The sequence below is a fragment of the Nocardia wallacei genome (genome assembly GCF_029868745.1).
Classification (GTDB): Bacteria; Actinomycetota; Actinomycetes; order Mycobacteriales; family Mycobacteriaceae; genus Nocardia; species Nocardia wallacei_B.
Genome location: NZ_JARWOP010000253.1, coordinates 1 through 16,634, shown reverse-complemented (window position 1 = coordinate 16,634; position 16,634 = coordinate 1). Strand labels below are relative to the sequence as shown.

General features: G+C 70.0%; 6 protein-coding genes. 1 reads left to right on the top strand and 5 read right to left on the bottom strand.

Annotation, left to right across the window (positions count from 1 at the left end; all coding sequences use genetic code 11):
• Nucleotides 1–13: 13 nt before the first annotated feature.
• From QH470_RS22550 to QH470_RS22535, 4 genes are read right to left on the bottom strand one after another with little or no spacing between them, the layout of a single operon-like run.
• Nucleotides 14–757: a thioesterase II family protein gene (locus QH470_RS22550; RefSeq protein ID WP_280274347.1), complete on the bottom strand. Its 744-nt coding sequence runs from the start codon at nucleotides 755–757 to the stop codon at nucleotides 14–16.
• A 44-nt stretch (nucleotides 758–801) separates the two neighbouring features.
• A complete protein-coding gene (locus QH470_RS22545; RefSeq protein WP_280274346.1) occupies nucleotides 802–5,337 on the bottom strand; it encodes a non-ribosomal peptide synthetase in 4,536 nt (1,511 codons plus the stop codon).
• Nucleotides 5,338–5,379: 42 nt separating this feature from the next.
• Nucleotides 5,380–11,460, bottom strand: coding sequence for a non-ribosomal peptide synthetase (locus QH470_RS22540; protein WP_280274345.1), 6,081 nt, complete (start codon nucleotides 11,458–11,460; stop codon nucleotides 5,380–5,382).
• A gap of 45 nt (nucleotides 11,461–11,505) precedes the next feature.
• Entirely contained in the window at nucleotides 11,506–14,937 is a 3,432-nt protein-coding gene (locus QH470_RS22535) for a non-ribosomal peptide synthetase (protein WP_280274344.1), read from the bottom strand.
• Nucleotides 14,938–15,065: 128 nt separating this feature from the next.
• Between QH470_RS22535 and QH470_RS22530 the strand changes: the two genes are divergently transcribed.
• Complete coding sequence (locus QH470_RS22530; protein WP_280274343.1) at nucleotides 15,066–15,764, top strand: siderophore-interacting protein; 699 nt, start codon at nucleotides 15,066–15,068, stop codon at nucleotides 15,762–15,764.
• Nucleotides 15,765–15,767: 3 nt separating this feature from the next.
• Here QH470_RS22530 and QH470_RS22525 read toward each other — a convergent pair whose 3' ends face one another.
• Nucleotides 15,768–16,331: a GNAT family N-acetyltransferase gene (locus QH470_RS22525; protein ID WP_280274342.1), complete on the bottom strand. Its 564-nt coding sequence runs from the start codon at nucleotides 16,329–16,331 to the stop codon at nucleotides 15,768–15,770.
• Nucleotides 16,332–16,634 lie beyond the last annotated feature (303 nt).

Below are 16,634 nucleotides of genomic sequence, written 5' to 3'. Positions count from 1 at the left end.
AGTCATCTCCCCCTCAGGCCGCCGCCACGTGCCGGGCCACCGATTCCGCGATCGCGTCGACGTGTTCGTTCAGGAAGAAATGCCCGCCGTCGAACACCGTAACCTCGACGTCGTCGCTGTGGCGGCGCCAGCCGTGCAGGTCGGCGATGGAAACGATCGGGTCCTGGGCGCCGCCGAGGGCGTGGATGCGGGCGGACAGTTCCGCGTCCGCCGGTCCGGTGTAGGCGTCGGAGGCCTGGTGGTCGGCCTTGAGCACGGGCAGCGCCATGCGCATGATCTCGCGACTGGACAGCACGTCGGAGCCGGTGCCCTCGAGCATCGTGAGGTGGTCGAGCAGGGCCTCGTCCTCGACGGGTGTGCGGGGCCGGTGTTCCGCGCGGCACGGCGGCACCGCCGCCGACACGGTCAGCTGCCGCACGTCCAGGCCCGCGGCCTCGGCGAGCCGGACGAATTCGAAAGAGACCAGCGCGCCCATGCTGTGCCCGAAGGCGAATATCCCCGCGCGGTCGAACGCGGAATTCCGGAATTCGGCGAGAGCGCCCGCGGCCAGTTCGGGCAGCGAGGTCGCCAGCGGCTCGTGCGCGCGATCCTGACGCCCCGGATATTGAAAGACGATGACGTCGAAGTGTCTGCTGAACGCCTTGGAAAACGCCCGGTAGGTCGAAGCACCGGCGCCGGCGTGCGGGAAGATCAACAAGGGCGGCCCGCCGGCGGATCGCGACTTGTGGAACTTCCTTATCCATCCCGGTCTGTGCATATCAATCCATCCCCTTGGTTGTGGCGGGCGATCACATCACCGCATCACCGTTCCGATACGTTCGCGATCGCGGCGACGCTGCGATTCCACAGCTCTCCCAGGCGCTTTGCGTCGGCCTCGGTGAACAGTGCCGCGCTCCACCGCCACTGGGTGCTCAGCCGCGGTCCGTCGGGGCTGTTGCCCACGGCCGCAACCACATCCAGGGCGTAGCGCAGTGGCAGATCGGGTTCCGAGGCGATCGGCATAGCCTCGGTGAACACGGCGTCGGTGGTGATCGACCAGGCCGGTCGGTCGTTCTCCAGCAGATCGGAGCGCCCCAGGTAGTTGAACTCGACCTGGGGTTCGGGCGCGTCGACCAGCTCCGGCACCCGCGCCACTGCCTGCAGCAGCCCGAAATCGACGCCGTGCCGGGGCACCTCGGCGACGTGTGCCGTCACGGAGTCGAGCAGTTCGGCCGCCGCGGTGTCCGCATCGAGGACCATCGCACCGCTGCCGAGCCGCACCGGGAACACGCTGGTGAACCAGCCCACCGTGCCCGAACTGTCGGCGCCCACGGCCTCGTCCGCGCGGCCGTGGCTCTCCAGGGCGATCAGCGCCCCGTTCGTGTCGTCCTCCCCTCGCTCCCGACGCCACGAGATCAGCGTCATCGTCAGGGCGGCCAGGAGGATCTCCCGGACGCCCGCACTTCCGGTCGTCGCGCCCAGCACCCGCGCGGTCGTGTCGGCGGGGGTGTGGATCATGGTGGCCCGCAACGAATCCCAGGTGTCCCGCGCCGGATCCGGCTTGCGGCTGCCGAGGGCCGGATCGGGTCCGGCGACCTGGGCGGCCCAGTAGTCGCGCTGCGCCAGCACGTCGTCGTGCCCGGCGCGTTGGACCATCAACCGCGACCACGCGCGATAGGAGGTGGGTTCGCTCATCACCTTCGGTGTGCCGCCGTCGCGCACCTGCTCCCAGGCGGCGGCCAGGTCGGCGGCCAGGATGTGCCAGGACACCACGTCCACGGCCAGGTGGTGGATCGCGAGGAACAGCACGTCGCCGTCGGCGCGGCCACGGAACCACACCGCCCGCACCAGATCGCCGGTGCCCGGGTCGATCTCGTCGATCGCGGCGTGGGTGGCCGGACGCAGGTGTCGGCCGTCGGCGTCGGCGGGCACGTCCTCGATGCGCGTGAGTACATCGCTCGCCATCACCGAGCCCGGCTCGCGGGTCACCAGCCGCGGGCCGTCCGGCGTATCCACCGACAGCGACCGCAGCGCGTCGTGCCCGTCGAGCACCGTCTGCAGCACCGCCTCCAGCTTCGCCCGGGTGATGCCCGTGGGTAGGGTGAGCAGCATGTTCTGGGTGAATCGGCGGTAATTGCCGTGGGCGTACATCCACGCCACGATCGGCAATGGGGTCACCTCGCCGTAGCCGTCCGCGCCGGTCGAGGTCGCGCCGGTCTCGCCGCGGTCGATCGCCGCGGCGAGGTCACGGATGGTCGGATTGGCCAGCACCATCCGCGCGGACACCGAGATGCCGTGTCGCCGTGCGGCATTCACCAGCGAGATGGCGACGATGCTGTCCATGCCGAGTGCGAAGAAATCGGCGTCGACGCCCGGCGCGTGCCCGTCGAACACCTCGGCGAGCAGTGCGGCCAGGGCCTTCTCGGTGCCGGTGCCGGGCGCGGCGTCGGATTCGCTTGCGGCCGTGTGTGTTTGCTCGGCGAGCCGCTCCAGCTCGCGAGTATCGAGCTTGCCGTTGACCGTGACCGGAATCTGCGGCAGCACCATGACCCGTGCGGGAATCATGTAGGCGGGCAGGCGATCCGAGAGGGCCGCGCGCATACCGGCCGGGTCGGCGGTCCGGCCCGGCGCGCACACCACGAAGCCGATCAGGCTCGCGCCGTCGCCGCGCCGTGTCACGATCACCGCCGCGGCCGCGACGCCGGGCAGCGTCCGCAGCGCCGTCTCCACCTCACCGATCTCGATGCGGTACCCGCGCACCTTCACCTGGTCGTCTGCCCGGCCCAGATAGGTGAGCAGGCCGTCAGGCCGGCGGCGCACCAGGTCGCCGGTGCGGTACATACGGCCGGCACCGAACGGGTCGGCCACGAAGCGGTCGGCCGTGGCGCCCGGGCGCCCGACGTACCCGCGCGCGAGTTGCGGCCCGGCCAGGTACAGCTCGCCGGTCACGCCGACGGGCACCGGCCGCAGCCGGGAGTCCAGCGCATAGGCCGACATCCCGGCGGTCGCCGCGCCGATCGTGGGCGAATCGGGCTGTGCCCCAATGTCTTCGAGCGCGGCCACATCGGCGACGACGGCCTCGACGGTCGTCTCCGTCGGCCCGTAACAGTTGTGCACGGCGATATCCGGCAGCGCACGCAGACGCGCCCACAGCTGGGGGTCGATGGCCTCGCCACCCAGCGCGAGCACGGCGAGACGGTGCTCGAGCAGTCCCTCCGCCGCCAGCTGCCGGAACAGGGACGGCGTCGTATCTATCATGTCGACCTCGTGCCGGACCATCCCGTCGACCAGGCGCTGCGCATCCCGCATCGCCTCCTCGTCGAACAGGTGCAGGCCATGGCCGTCGAGCAGGCCGATCAGCGGCTGCCAGGAGGCGTCGAAGCTCAGCGACCACGCGTGCGCGATCCGCAGCTTGCGGCCCAGCCGTCGCTCGGCGGGCCGGTACACGCGATCGCGGTGGTCGGCGAAATAGCCGAGCAGCGCCCCGTGCGTTCCGGCGACGCCCTTCGGCTCCCCGGTCGAGCCGGAGGTGAAGATGAGATAGGCGCGATGCGCCGGATGCCGCGAGACGACCGGAACCTCGGGCGCCCGCGCGGCGATCCGCTCGGCCACCGCCGGATCGTCCAAGCGCAGCACCGGGATTCCGTCGAGGTCACGGGCGTGTCCCTCGGTCGCCAGCACCAGATCCGGCCGGGACTGCGCGAGGATCGACTCGATCCGGGCCGCGGGCAGCCCCACGTCCACGGGCACGTAGGCGGCGCCCGCGCCGAGCGTGGCCAGGATGGCCACGATCGCCTGCGGGCCGCGCGGGAGGAAGACCGCCACCACACCCTCGGCGGCGACACCGTGCGCGGCGATCTCGCCTGCCAGCCGGGCCGACCGGTCGTGTAGCTCACGGTAGGTCAGGCGCACCGTGTCGGTGGTGAGCGCGAGAGCGTCCGGAGTGCGGGCGGCCTGCCGTTCGAACAGCGCGAAAACCGAAGTCTCCGAGACTTGTTCACATTGCGGGGTGGTCGCGATGCGCAGCAGGTCGGCGTGCGCGGCCTGTGGCAGCACATCCAGATCGGCTGTCGGGGTATCGGTGTGGTCGGGCAAGCGGCCCAGCACGGCAAGCATGCTCGTGCCGATGTCGGCCGGTAGGTAAGGCACCGACTCTACGACCGCCTCCACGACCACCAGCAGTTCGTCGCCGAGCAGATGCGACACCACGGTGAGCGGGTAGTGCGTCAGGTTCTCGGTCATCACCGGGCGAAAGGTCGTTCCGTCGGCGAACGTGGCGTCCCTGAACGCATGCTCCATCGGCGCGTTCTGGAAGACGAACATGGTGTCGAACAGCGCACCGTAACCGGCCGACCGCTGCACCGACGACAGGCTCAGGAAGCCCACCTCCCGCATGGCCGCCGACTCTCGTTGCAGCCGAGCGCATTCGGCCACCACCGCGGCGTCGGGGTCGAGCCGGAACGCCACCGCGACGGTGTTCAGGAACAGGCCGATCATCCGGTCCACACCGGCGATCTGATCGGGACGTCCCGTCACGACGGTGCCGTAGGCGACGTCGGGGCGATCGGTCAACCGCGCCAGCATCAGCGTCCAGGCGAACTGCACCACGGTGTTCAGCGTCAACCCCCGCGCCCGCGCCCACTGCCGCAGCCGCGCCGTCTCGGCGGCGGGCAGCGCGAAGCGGGTGATCTCGGCCTTCGCGCCGGGACCACTCGCGGCGCCGCCGTCGGCGACCATCACCGGACCGTCGAGAACCCGCAGGTAGTCGGTCCAGCGGCGCTGCGCCGCCGACATGTCCTGCGTCGCCAGCCAGCCGATGTAGTCGCGGTAGGGCCGCACCGGCGGCAGCGCGTCCGCCGCTCCCCCGGCCTCGTACAGCGCGCGCAGCTCGGTGAACAGCAATCCGAGCGACCACCCGTCCATCAGGATGTGGTGGATCGTCACGATCATGCGCCGCCGCGCCGTGCCGTCGGCCCCGGGCGGCAGCGCGGCCAGCAGGACGCGCAGCGCGGGACCGCGGCTCAGGTCGAACGGACGGGCGATCTCCGCGGCGGTGAGGGCGTCCAATTCGCCCGGCTCCGTGGCGCATTCGGTCCACGGCAGCTCTACCCGGGCGGGCACGATCTGCACCGGCCGCGGCACGTCCTGGTCCCAGAACACCGCCCGCAGGTTCGCGTGCCGCCGCAGCAGCGCCTCGAAACTCGCCCGCAGCACCGCGGTATCCAGGGGCCCGTCGATGTCCACGACGAACGGGATGGTGTAGACGTCGTGGTCCGCACCCGAGAGGTGGGACAGCGAGTACAAACCTTCCTGCAGCGGCGCGAGCGCCAGCACGTCCTCGATCTCCGGACCGCTCATGTCCCCTCCTCCCGACTCGGTGATGTCCCCGATTCGGTTACGTCACTGCCACATTCGCCGCATCACCAGCAGGCCCTGGTCCTCCTCGTCCAGTACCGCGGCCGCGTCGATCGGGTCGTCGGGGGCATCGGCGACGGCGCGCAGGGTGTTGTAGAAGGCGGCCTCGATGATCCGGGCGTCGTCGGGTTCGAAGGCGTCCTCGGCGTAGAAGATCGCCGCCTGCACCGAGTCGCTGGGCAGCAGCGAATTGGCGGGGAAGATCATCAGCAGCAGGGCGTTGTCGGTCGCCCCGGCACCCTCGAAGGACGCCAGTTCCAGCCCCGCCGTGCCGAGCAGCCGCTCCAGTTCCTTGCGGCCGGGCGGGTAGGACTCGAACACGAACATGGTGTCGAACAGCTTGCGGGTGCCCGAGGCGCGCAGCGCCGAGGTGAGCGGATAGGTGTGGTACTCCATGAGATCCACTCGGCGGGACTGGATCTCGGTCAGATGCTGCCGCCAGCTCTTGCCGCCGTCGAAGCCGATGACGGCCGGGATGATGTTGGCGAAACACCCGATGGCGTTGTCCACATCGTCCAGGTCGGCCGGACGGCCCGAGACCGCCTCGCCGAACACGACATCCTCGCCGCCGGCCACGTACCGTAGCGCGTTCGCCCACGCCAGCTGGCACACCACACTGAAGGTGGTGCCGACCTCGGACGCCAGCGCCGTCACCCGTTCCACCAGCTCGTCGTCGATGGCGAAGGAGCGCTCCACCGGGATGCCGTCGCTGCCGACGCCGCGGCCCGGCGCGACCAGGCACGGTCGCACGGCCTCGAGGACCGGGCGCCACGCCTGCTCCACCGCGTCCTGGCCGTCGCGGACCATCGCCAGGAACTTCCCGAAGGTCTCAGGCGTGCCGATCGGCTCCGCGCCCGCAACGGCGTACTCCGCGAACACCTCTCGCGACACCAGCTGTCCGGACCAGCCGTCGAGCAGCAGGTGGTGCATGGTCAGCACCACGGTGTGGGTGGCGTCGGGCAGGTGCACCACCGTGACCCGGGTCAGCGGCCCGCGGGTCAGGTCGAACTGCTCGGCCTGATCGGCGCGGTAGAACTCGTGCAGCCGCGCGTTCGCGTCCGGCTGTGCCGAGAGGTCGATCTCCCGCACGGGCACCTCGGCATGCCCGGCGACGATCGCGTACGGCTGCCCGGCGTGCGAGACCGACAGTGTCACACGCAGATTGGGGTAGCGGTTGAGCACGGTGTCGAAGGCGCGGCCCAGGCGCGGCACGTCCAGCTCGCCGCGCACGCCGATGAGCGTCTGCACGTTGTAGACGTCGCGGGCGCCGGCGCTGAGGGCGGTCAGGTACAGCCCGGCCTGCATCGGCGCCAGCGGGTACACGTCCTCGTACTCGCCGTACATCTCCTGCCAGCGGTCGAGGTCGAGCTGGGTCACCTCACCGGCGAGCACGTCGCTCGGGGTGAGTCGGCGGAACTGGTTGTCGCGCACCGCCTTCGCCACCTCGCCCAGCCCGGATTCCCACAGCTCGGCGAGTTCGCGGGCGTCGTCCTCGGACAGCAGGCCACCCGGGAAACGGAACGAGGCCTGCAAGGTGACGCGGTCGTCCTCGGTCAGCGCGACCGTGTTGATGTCGAGCAGCGCCGGCGCGGGCATGCCGGGGTTGGCGTGGCCGCCCAGGTAGCCGAATTCCGGTGCGGCCGACCAGTCCTCGACCGTGTCCTCCGCACCGGTGACGGCGAAGCGGCCCATGTAATTGAAGCTGATCTGCGGTGTGCGGTGCTGTTCGAGGGCCGGGCGGGTCTCGGGGTTGAGCCAGCGCAGCAGCCCCCAGCCGATGCCGGAATCGGGCACCGCGAGCAGCTGCTCCTTGACGGCCTTCACCGCCGACTCCGCCTCGGAGCCGCCGCCCACGTCCAGGGTGACCGGATAGGTGGTGGTGAACCAGCCGACCGTATTGGCGAGATCCACACCGGTGAACAATGTTTCGACGCGGCCGTGCCGTTCCATGGTCAACGACACCGTGCGGGCGTCGCTGTCGCGGCGGCGCCGGAACCGGTGCACGGCGACGGCCAGCGACGCCACCTGGATGTCGAGGAAGTCGCAACCGAACGCCGCGGTCGCCGTGGTCATCAGGAAGGCGGTGTCGTCGGAATCGAGGGTTGCGGTGATCTCCCGCACGGTCGCGACGGTGTCCACGGCGGGGTCGAGTTCCCGGCCGCCGAGCAGCGGATCGACGCCCTCCGCCGCGGCCGTCCAGTACGGCAGGGTGTCGACCACGGCGTCGGCGGTGGACAGTCCGACCAGACTGGTGTTCCAGGTCTGCACCGAGGTCCCCGGCTCCGCTGCCGCCGCCGGGTCAGCCCACAGCTGGCGCAGGTCGTCATGCAGGATGCGCCACGACACGCCGTCGACCACCAAATGGTGGATGACCAGCAGCAGCCGTCCCCGGGCGCCGTCGACGGACCGCAGCCACACCGCCGCGACCATCCGCCCGGCGGCCGGGTCCAGTAGTTCGCTGACCTGGCGCAGCTGCTCGCCGAGCGCGGAACCCGCTGCGCGGTCCCACGTCTCGTCGTCGAGCACCACCTCGGTGAGCGTGGGTTCGGTCGCGGGCTCCTCCGGGCCCGGGACGTAGAAGGCGGTGCGCCCGTCCGGATCCTCGGCCACGCGAGCGCGCAGCATCGGGTGCCGGTCCACCAGTGCGGCCAGCACGGCGGCCACCTGGTCGAGAGTGCTGTGCGCGGGGGTCACGACCGCGGTCGTCTGGCTGAAACCGCTGTAGTCCGCGGCCTGTTCGGTGAGCACGGTGGCGATCGGGTTGAGCGGGATCCAGCCCGTCTCGTCGCCGACCTCGGCGAGCGCGGGCGCCCCGCCGGCCACGATCGGTTCGGCGGCCGCGGCGATGCGGGCGATCGTGCGCGCCTCGAACAGCGCGCTGGTGGTGATGAGCAGGCCGCGCTTCTTCAACGCGGAGGCCATCCGGATGGCGGTGATGGAATCGCCGCCCAGCGCCAGGAAGTCGTCGTCGGCGGCCAGCTCCGTGGCGCCCGCGATGCCGAGCACCTGCCGCACCGCCTCGGCGACGGTGCGCTCCGCCTCGTCGCGCAGCGCCCGCCCGCGGCCGCCGCTGCCACCGAGATCCGGGACGGGCAGGGCCTTCCGGTCCAGTTTGCCGTTGGCGGTCAGCGGCAGCGCGTCCAGTCGCACCAGCGCCGACGGGATCATGTACTCGGGGAGTCGCTCGGCCAGCTCGGCCCTGATCCGGTCGGCGTCGGGGGCGTCCGCCGAATCCGGTTCGGGCACATAGTAAGCCACCAGCGCGGGCCCGCCGCTCTGCTGCACCGTGACGGCCGCCGCCGACGCGATGCCCGGCAGCCGCCGCAGCACCGTGCCGATCTCGCCGAGTTCGATGCGGTGACCGCGAATCTTCACCTGGTCGTCCACGCGGCCCAGATATTCCATCCGCCCACGGGAATTCCAGCGCACGATATCGCCGGTGCGGTACATGCGGTCGCCCGGCGTCGCGGCGAAGGGGCACGCGACGAAGGCGGCGGCCGTCAGGTCGGGTCGCCGGTGGTAGCCCCGCGCCAACTGCACGCCACCGAGATACAGCTCACCGACCACGCCGGGCGGCACCTGCCGCAACTGTTCGTCCAGCACGTACACCGACGAATTCCATTCCGGGCGCCCGATCAGCGCGGACTGGAGTTCGTCGCGCTCGGCGGTGTCGGCGAAGTCCTCGTGCATGAGGTCCATCGACCCCTCGGTCGGTCCGTACAGGCCCAGGACCGTGCCGCCGAAGAACCGGCTCGACTCCTCCACCAGGACCGGGGGCACGGATTCGCCGCCGAGGTACACGTAGCGCATCGACTGCAACCGGGCCGGATCGGGGCCGGCGTCGATGAACGCGCGAACCACGCTGGGCACCAACGAGATCTGGGTGATCCGGTGGCGATGGATGATCTCGGCCAGCGCCTCGACGTCGGCCTGCCACCACTCCGGCGGCGGCAGCACCGTCGCCGATCCCGTGCACAGCGCGTTGACCAGTTCGAACACCGAGACGTCGAATCCGATGGGCGCCTTCTGCAGAATGCGCTCCGCGCCGAACTCGAGGTAGTCCCGCATCCACTGGACGTGGTTCGTCACGCCGCGGTGGTGGATCACCACGCCCTTGGGTCGGCCCGTCGTTCCGGAGGTGTAGAGCAGGTATGCGGCATCCAAGGGATGGATCGGCCGTGCGCGTTCGGTTTCAGCGAGGGGCGAATCATCGAGCGCGGCAAGCGCTTCCGTAATGTCCGGGGCGTCGAGGTCCACTACCGGGACACCCGGCTCGATGCCGAGGGCCTTGCGCGCGGCACGGATCACCAGGGTCGGGCGGGCGTCGCCGAACATGTACTCCACGCGGTCGGCCGGGTAGCCGGGATCGACCGGGAAGTACACCCCTCCGGCCCGCAGCACCGCGGCGAAGGCGATCGGCAGCCGTTCGCTGCGCTCGGCGTAGACGGCGACGCGGTCGCCGTTGCGCACGCCGCGCGCGAGCAGCAGGCGCGCGAGTCTGTTGACGCGCGAATCGAATTCGGTGTAGCTCAGCTCCGTGTCGCCGAAGACGACCGCCACCCGCTCGGGGTAGCGCTCGGCGGAGTGCCGGATCATGGCGTCGACGGTTTCCCGTTCGATCTCCACCGCCGTGCCGTGCGACCACTCGTCCAGGTGCGCGCGGTCGGTGTCGGACAGGGTGAGCAGGTCGGGCACCGGGCGGGCGGCGGTGGCCTCGGCCAGTATCCGGTCGATGTACTCGTGCAGGCGCGCGATGGTCTCGGCGTCGAAAACGTCGGTGCGGTAGGTGATCTGGACGTCGGTGCGGTCGTCGTGCATGAACGTCTCGACGACCAGGGGCAGCAGCGCGCCGCCGTTGTCCACCAGTTCCCAGCTGGTGGTGGCGCCCGGCAACTGCGGGCCGTCGATCTTCTGGTGCAGAAACAGCACCATGGTGTCGAACAGCTTGGAGCCGACGTTCCCGGTGGCCCGGTTCACCGCCCGGACGATGCCCTCCTGCGGGAAGTGTTTGTGCCGGAACGCTTCCGTGGTCACCGACCGCACCTGCTCGACCAGTTCGGCGAAGGTTTCCGCAGCGCCGGTGATGTGCAGCGGCAGCATATTGCTGAGGTTGCCGATGAGCAGCTCCATCCCGGCTTCCTCGCGGTTGGCGACCGTGGTGCCGATGACCATGTCCTGCCGTCCGGTCAGCTGCCGCAGTGCCAGGTGGTAGGCGGCGAGGAATACCGAGAATGGGGTGGTGCGTAGTGCGGCGGTGAGTTTCCGCAGACCGGCGTCGGCTCGGTCGCTCAGCGGGCGGTCGGCGCGGTCGCCGCGCTCGGACACCGCGACCGGGCGGCGATCGTAGGGCAGCTGGAGTTCGGGGACCTCGCCGTCGAATCGGCTCTCCCAGAAGCGGATGTCCTCGGCCTGGTCCTCGGCGTGGAAGCGGTCCTGTTCCCATTCGGCGAAGTCGGCCACCTGCAATGCCAGCGGCTCCACCTCGACCGGACCGGTCAGGGCCTGCCGGTAGAAGTTCTCCACGTCCCGCGACAGCGCGGGCAGCGTCATGCCGTCCCACGCGATGTGCTGAATGGACACCACCGCGACGAGTTTCGTGGCGTGCAGCCGGACGAACACGACGCGCAGCGACGATTCGGCGGTCAGGTCGTAGGTTTCCCGGGCCGCCGCGGCGACCAGTTCGGCCAGGCGTTCTTCGGCGTCCGTCGTGCCCGTCAGGTCCACATCGGTCAGCCGGGGCGGCAGGTCCTGGTGAATCCGCTGGTACGGTTCACCGTTCTCGTCGGTGTGATAGGTCGTGCGCAGCACCTCGTGCCGCCGGACCAGCGCCGTGAACGCCTCCCGCAGCGCGGCCGCGTCGACGTCGCCCGCGAAAGTCAGTGCGAGACAGAGGTTGTAGGCCGCGCTGTCGGGGGCGATCTGCTGGTGTGCCCAGACGTACCGCTGCCCGAACGACAGCGGCGCCCGGGCCGGATCTCGGCGCACCGGCACGGCCGCGGTGGTCGCGAGTCCCTCCTGGGCGAGCCGAGCCGCCATCGCTACCTGCAGGTCTTCCAGCGAACGCATCTATCGAACCAATCTGTGTACGGCGAATTCCGGCGGTTCCGCGGCTCAGCTCGCGGGCGCCGGTTCGGGCACGCTCACCTCGGCGAGCTCGAGCAGGATCCGCGACACCTGCGCCAACCGGCCGGGCGTGGTCTCTGCCGCGAGCAGTCCGGCGGTGATCCGGCGGACTGTCCGTCCTTCGAAAACCTCTGTAACACCGAATTTCTCGACCTGGAGTAGCCCGCGCACCTTGGCGGTGAGGGTGGTGGCCAGGATCGAGTTGCCGCCGATCTCGAAGAAGTCGGTCTCGACGCCGATCCGCTCGACCCCGAGGATCTGGGCGGCAATGTAGGCCACTGCCGCCTCGGCCTCGTTGCCGGGAGCCACGTAGGCGTCGGCCGCGTCGAGCGCCTCGGCGTCGATCACACGGCGGATCGCCGCGCGGTCGAGTTTGCCGTTGGCGGTCAACGGGATCGCGTCCACGACCTCGACGGCCTCGGGAATCATGTGTGCGGGCAACGCGTCTCGCAGCGCCGCCGCGAAATCGACGGTGGCGTCGGCGGTGACGGCCGCTACCAAGCGGCCGGAGTCGGTCACCAGCGCCACGGCCTCGCGCACCTGCGGCAGCGCGGTCAGCGCCGACTCCACCTCGCCCAATTCCACGCGGTAGCCGCGGATCTTCACCTGGTGATCGGCGCGGCCCAGGAAGTCCACCGCCCCGTCGGGCAGGTAGCGGGCCAGGTCGCCGGTGCGGTACCACCGCACGCCGTCGACCTCGACGAAGCGCTGCGCGGTCCGTTCCGGATCGCCGCGGTAGCCGTCGGCGACACTCGTTCCGCCGATCCACAATTCGCCGACGACCCAGTCCGGGCAGTCCTCGCCGCGCTCGTTGACCACGCGCATCCGCACGTTCGCGAGCGGGGTGCCGTAGGGCACCGCGGCCCACTCTGCGGGGAAGTCGTCGGTCACCTCGCAGACCGTGGAGTGGATGGCGGTCTCGGTGGTGCCGCCCAGACCGGCGAAGCGCAGACCGGGCACCCGTGCCCGGAAGCGCTGTCCCAGTTCGGCATTCACGCGATCACCGCCGGTGATCACCACGCGCATCGAGCGCAGCTGCTCGGCGGTGGCGGTGTCGAGCAGCATGCCGATCAGGCCGGGGGCGCAATTGAGCACGCTGACACCGGTTTCGGCGATCAGCGCCGCCCAGGCCGCCGCGTCGCGCTCGGTATCGGCGTCCACGCAGACCAGGGTGCCGCCGAGCGACAGGGCGCCGAAGATGTCGAACACCGACAGGTCGAATTCCAGTGAGGACAGGCCGATCAGCCGGTCGTCGCGGCCGAGGACGAAGTGGGCGGCGAGGGCGTCGATGGTGTTGGCGGCGGCGCGATGGCTCACCTCGACGCCCTTGGGCTCCCCGGTGGAGCCGGAGGTGAACAGCACGTACGCGTGCGTCTCGGGCGCGCGGCTGTGCGCCCGCTCCAGGCGCGGGCCGGTAACGGCCTGGCCCAGCGGGATGGCGGTGACGCCCGCGGGCAGCTCGATGCCGTCCTCGACGAGGGCGACCCGCGCTCCCGCGCGCGCCAGGATGCGGTCGCGGCGGGCCTGCGGCTGTCCGGTGCCGATCGGGACATACGTTGCGCCCGCGGCGAGTACGCCCAGTACGGCCGGAATCTGCCGGTGCCCCTTGGCGATCACGACCGCGACGGTATCGCCCGGCCGCACTCCGGCGTCGGCCAGCGCGCGGCCGACCGCCAGTGCCCGGTCCGCCAGCTCGCCGTAGGTTTCGGCCCCGCTGTCGCGCCAGCGCAGCGCCGTGCGGTCCGGATCCCGTTCGGCCAGTGCGAAGAACGCGTCGTGCAGGTTGCGGTCGCCGAGGTCCCGCTCGGTGGCGTTCACCGCGTCGCGCACCGCCCGCTGGGCTTCGGGCAGGGGGATCGACAGCGACGCCTGCCAGTCCGCGCCCGGTTCCACCAAACTCAGCAGCAGCCGCCGGAATTCGGCGAACATGGCCTCGACCACGCCGGCGGGCATGGCGTCGCGGCGCACGTCCCAGTTCACCATCAGCCCGCCGGCCAGCTCGACCACCTGGGCGTCCAGGTCCACCTGCGGCCCCTGCGACAGGATCCACACCGGCTCGCCGAAGATCCGGGTCACTCGGTCGGAGAACAACTCGCCGAGGTCGAGGCCGGAGGTGAACACCACCGACGGGGTGACCGGGGCGCCGCGTAACCGGCCCAGATCGCGCAGGACATCGAGGCCCTCGTAGGTGGAATGCGCCGCGCAGGTGTGCAATTCGCGCTGCAGGCGCTTGGCGCGGGCGACCATCGACTCCCGCTCGCGCGCATCGACGTCCACCAGCACCGAGTTGGTGAAGTCACCCACCACGCGGTCGATGTCGTCGTGCAGCGGTTCGCGGTCGAACAGCGGCACGTTCAGCAGGAACCGCTGCTGCGCGGACCAGCGGGCGATCGCCTCGGAGAATACGGTCGCCAGCGCTACCGCAGGAGTGACCCCGTGCCCGTGCGCGATCTTGTTGAGCTGCGCCTTGGCCTCCGGCGAGAACCAGTGGTGCAGGCGGATGCTGCGCGCCGGATCGGCCCGCTCGCTCTCCGGCAGCACCGGCAGCGAGGGGATGTCGGGCAGTTGCCGGATGCGGCTCTCCCACCACGCCTTCGCGGTGGAGTTGTCGACGGCGGTGCGCTGCTTGTCCGATAGGTATTCGCGGAATGTGTAGCCGATGGAATCGGTTGCGTCGGCGTCGGTTTCGTACAGGGTGGCGAGGTCGTCCAGGATCCTGCGGTAGCTCAACGCGTCACCGGCGAGCATGTCGACGTCGACGTGCACGCGATGGCGGCCGTCGGGCAGCAGGGTGAGGGTGATGTCGACGACCTGCCCCGCGTCGACGTCCATCCGCTGGTGACTCTTCTCCTGCCGGATCCGTTCCAGTTCCATTCGGCCACCGTCGAATTCGGTGGTGAGATCGACGAGGTGAAAAACCGGCCGCAATGGTTCGGGCAGCACCCGTTGGGTGCCGCTGTCGGTGAATTGCACCCGCAGCTGTGGATGGCGGCGGACCAGTCGCTCGACCGCGCGCCGCATCCGATCGGCCTGCACGCCCCGCCCGTCGAACTCGACGTACAGGTGCGCCGCGACGCCGCCCAGTCGCTGATCCTGGCGGCGGCCGACCCAGTACGCGTGCTGCATTGTGGCGAGCGCGAATTCGTCGCCGTCGGTGATCTCGGCGGGGGCGGGCGCCGGTGCGGGCGGCTCCGGTTCGGCCGCGGCCGACAGCAGCTCGGCCCACGCGGCGATCGTCGGCTGCAGGGCCAATTCGGAGCTGCGAACCTCATGCCCCTGCTTGCGCCAGCGGGCGGCCAGTTGCATCAGCATCATCGAGTGCATGCCCAGGCTGACCAGGTCGTCCTCGTAGCCGATCGATTCGGGATGCACTCCGAGCTCCGCTGCCACAATGTTTCGCACGTCAGCCTTGCCGAGCATCAGACTCCTCACCGGCCGAGAATCCAGCCTTCATCACACACGCAAAGGCTAGGCTTGCCTAACCTCTTCGCATAGTAACGTACAGCTCCCACCGAGACGAAGGTATGTGGTTTGGCTAACCTAACCATATGGGAAAAGGTTTCAACGGTCTCGTCCTGAAGGCATTGCGTGCCGACGACTACCGGCTCACGGTCACGTCCGTGGACCGCATCAGCGACAACTACCTGCGCTTGGGCTTCACCGGCGGCGGTCTGCTGGCCGACCATCCGGTGCATCCCACCCAGTGGATTCGCATCTGGTTCCCCGATGAGAAGGGCGACCTGCTGCAGCGCGGATACACCCTCGTCGACCCTGATCCGGCCGGGGACACGTTCGACATCGAGTTCGCCCTGCACGGCGGCCCCGCCTCCCGGTGGGCGGAGCAGGCATCGGTCGGCGACGTCATCGACGCGACGGTGATGGGCTCCAAATTCGCCGTCCCCGATCCGCTTCCGGCGGAGTTCGTCCTCTTCGGCGACACCGCCTCCCTCCCCGCCATCAATTCGCTGCTCGACGCCATCGGGGACACCCCCGCCCGCGTGTGGCTGGAATGGCAGTACGAATCCGACCGCACCCTGCCCGTCCGCTCCGGCCCCAAAACCGAGATCACGTGGGTCGAACGCGTCAACTACGGGCAACTACTCCGCCAAGCCGCCGAAACACTGACCTGCGACGCCGACGCTTTCGGCTGGGCCGCCTGCGACGCCGCCACCACCCGGTCCATCCTCAAGTCCCTGAAAACCAAACTCCCGAAGGAGAATGTCGCGGGGCGCGCGTATTGGAAGTAGCCCCTACGGTTTCGCGAGATCACGCACGTAGACGTCGAACTGGGCGGATTCGTATTCCCGGGTGTCCTGACGCCCGACCAGACGCCAGCCGCCGACCGCCCGATAGAACGCATGCGTGTCCGCCGCCCGCGGCTGCACGGCCAAGGTCGCGCGTTCCTCGGTCCGGCTGTGCAGCAGGGTGTCGAGCAGTTCACGCCCCAGTCCGGCGCGACGCCGAAACCGTTGGACCGCAAGGTCGATGACCGCGAAGGTACGCCCCGGCCACTCCTCGGTGAATGCTGCCGGGATCGGCTGATGAAAGCCCTCCCACCAGTCGGTGCCCGCCTTCAACTCCACCCCGTAGACGAACCCGATCAACGTTTTCGAGGCTCTGGCCCACGCAAATCCGAAGGTCGAATCCCGGACGAGCCCGTGCAGCGACTCCCGGTGCCGAACCGACTCACCTTCCGGCCACAGAAACGGAGGCGCCGAAAACACATCGTCGTACAAATCGCATATCGCATCCAGCGACCCCTCGGCATCCGATGCGGTACCCATCCCCACCGACACCTGACGATCCTCGCTCATACTTCTCGACAATAGGCGCGCCGATCCGCCTGCCCGGCACATAATCCAATTGTCGAGGAGATCGATCTCCGCCACCCTGGCGAAGTGGGTTTTCGGCAGTCCCGACGTACGGGCGACACCACGGAAGCCGGAAGCCGGGAAATCGTCATGGAGAAGCCCTTGCCAGGAACCGAACTCGGCGCCGGGGCCGGGGCCGGCGGGGGGGTGGGTGGGGGGGGGGGGGGGGGGGAATGGGGGGGGGGGGTGGAGGGGGCGGGGGGGGAAAATTAGCATGTGGGTGGAGTTTTAGTTGGGGGGGGGGGT

Coding starts and splice junctions, on each gene's coding strand:
- QH470_RS22545 (WP_280274346.1), bottom strand. CDS start 5,337: ATGAGCGGTCCGGAGATCGAGGACGTGCTGGCGCTCGCGCCGCTGCAG.
- QH470_RS22525 (WP_280274342.1), bottom strand. CDS start 16,331: ATGAGCGAGGATCGTCAGGTGTCGGTGGGGATGGGTACCGCATCGGAT.
- QH470_RS22550 (WP_280274347.1), bottom strand. CDS start 757: ATGCACAGACCGGGATGGATAAGGAAGTTCCACAAGTCGCGATCCGCC.
- QH470_RS22530 (WP_280274343.1), top strand. CDS start 15,066: ATGGGAAAAGGTTTCAACGGTCTCGTCCTGAAGGCATTGCGTGCCGAC.
- QH470_RS22535 (WP_280274344.1), bottom strand. CDS start 14,937: ATGCTCGGCAAGGCTGACGTGCGAAACATTGTGGCAGCGGAGCTCGGA.
- QH470_RS22540 (WP_280274345.1), bottom strand. CDS start 11,460: ATGCGTTCGCTGGAAGACCTGCAGGTAGCGATGGCGGCTCGGCTCGCC.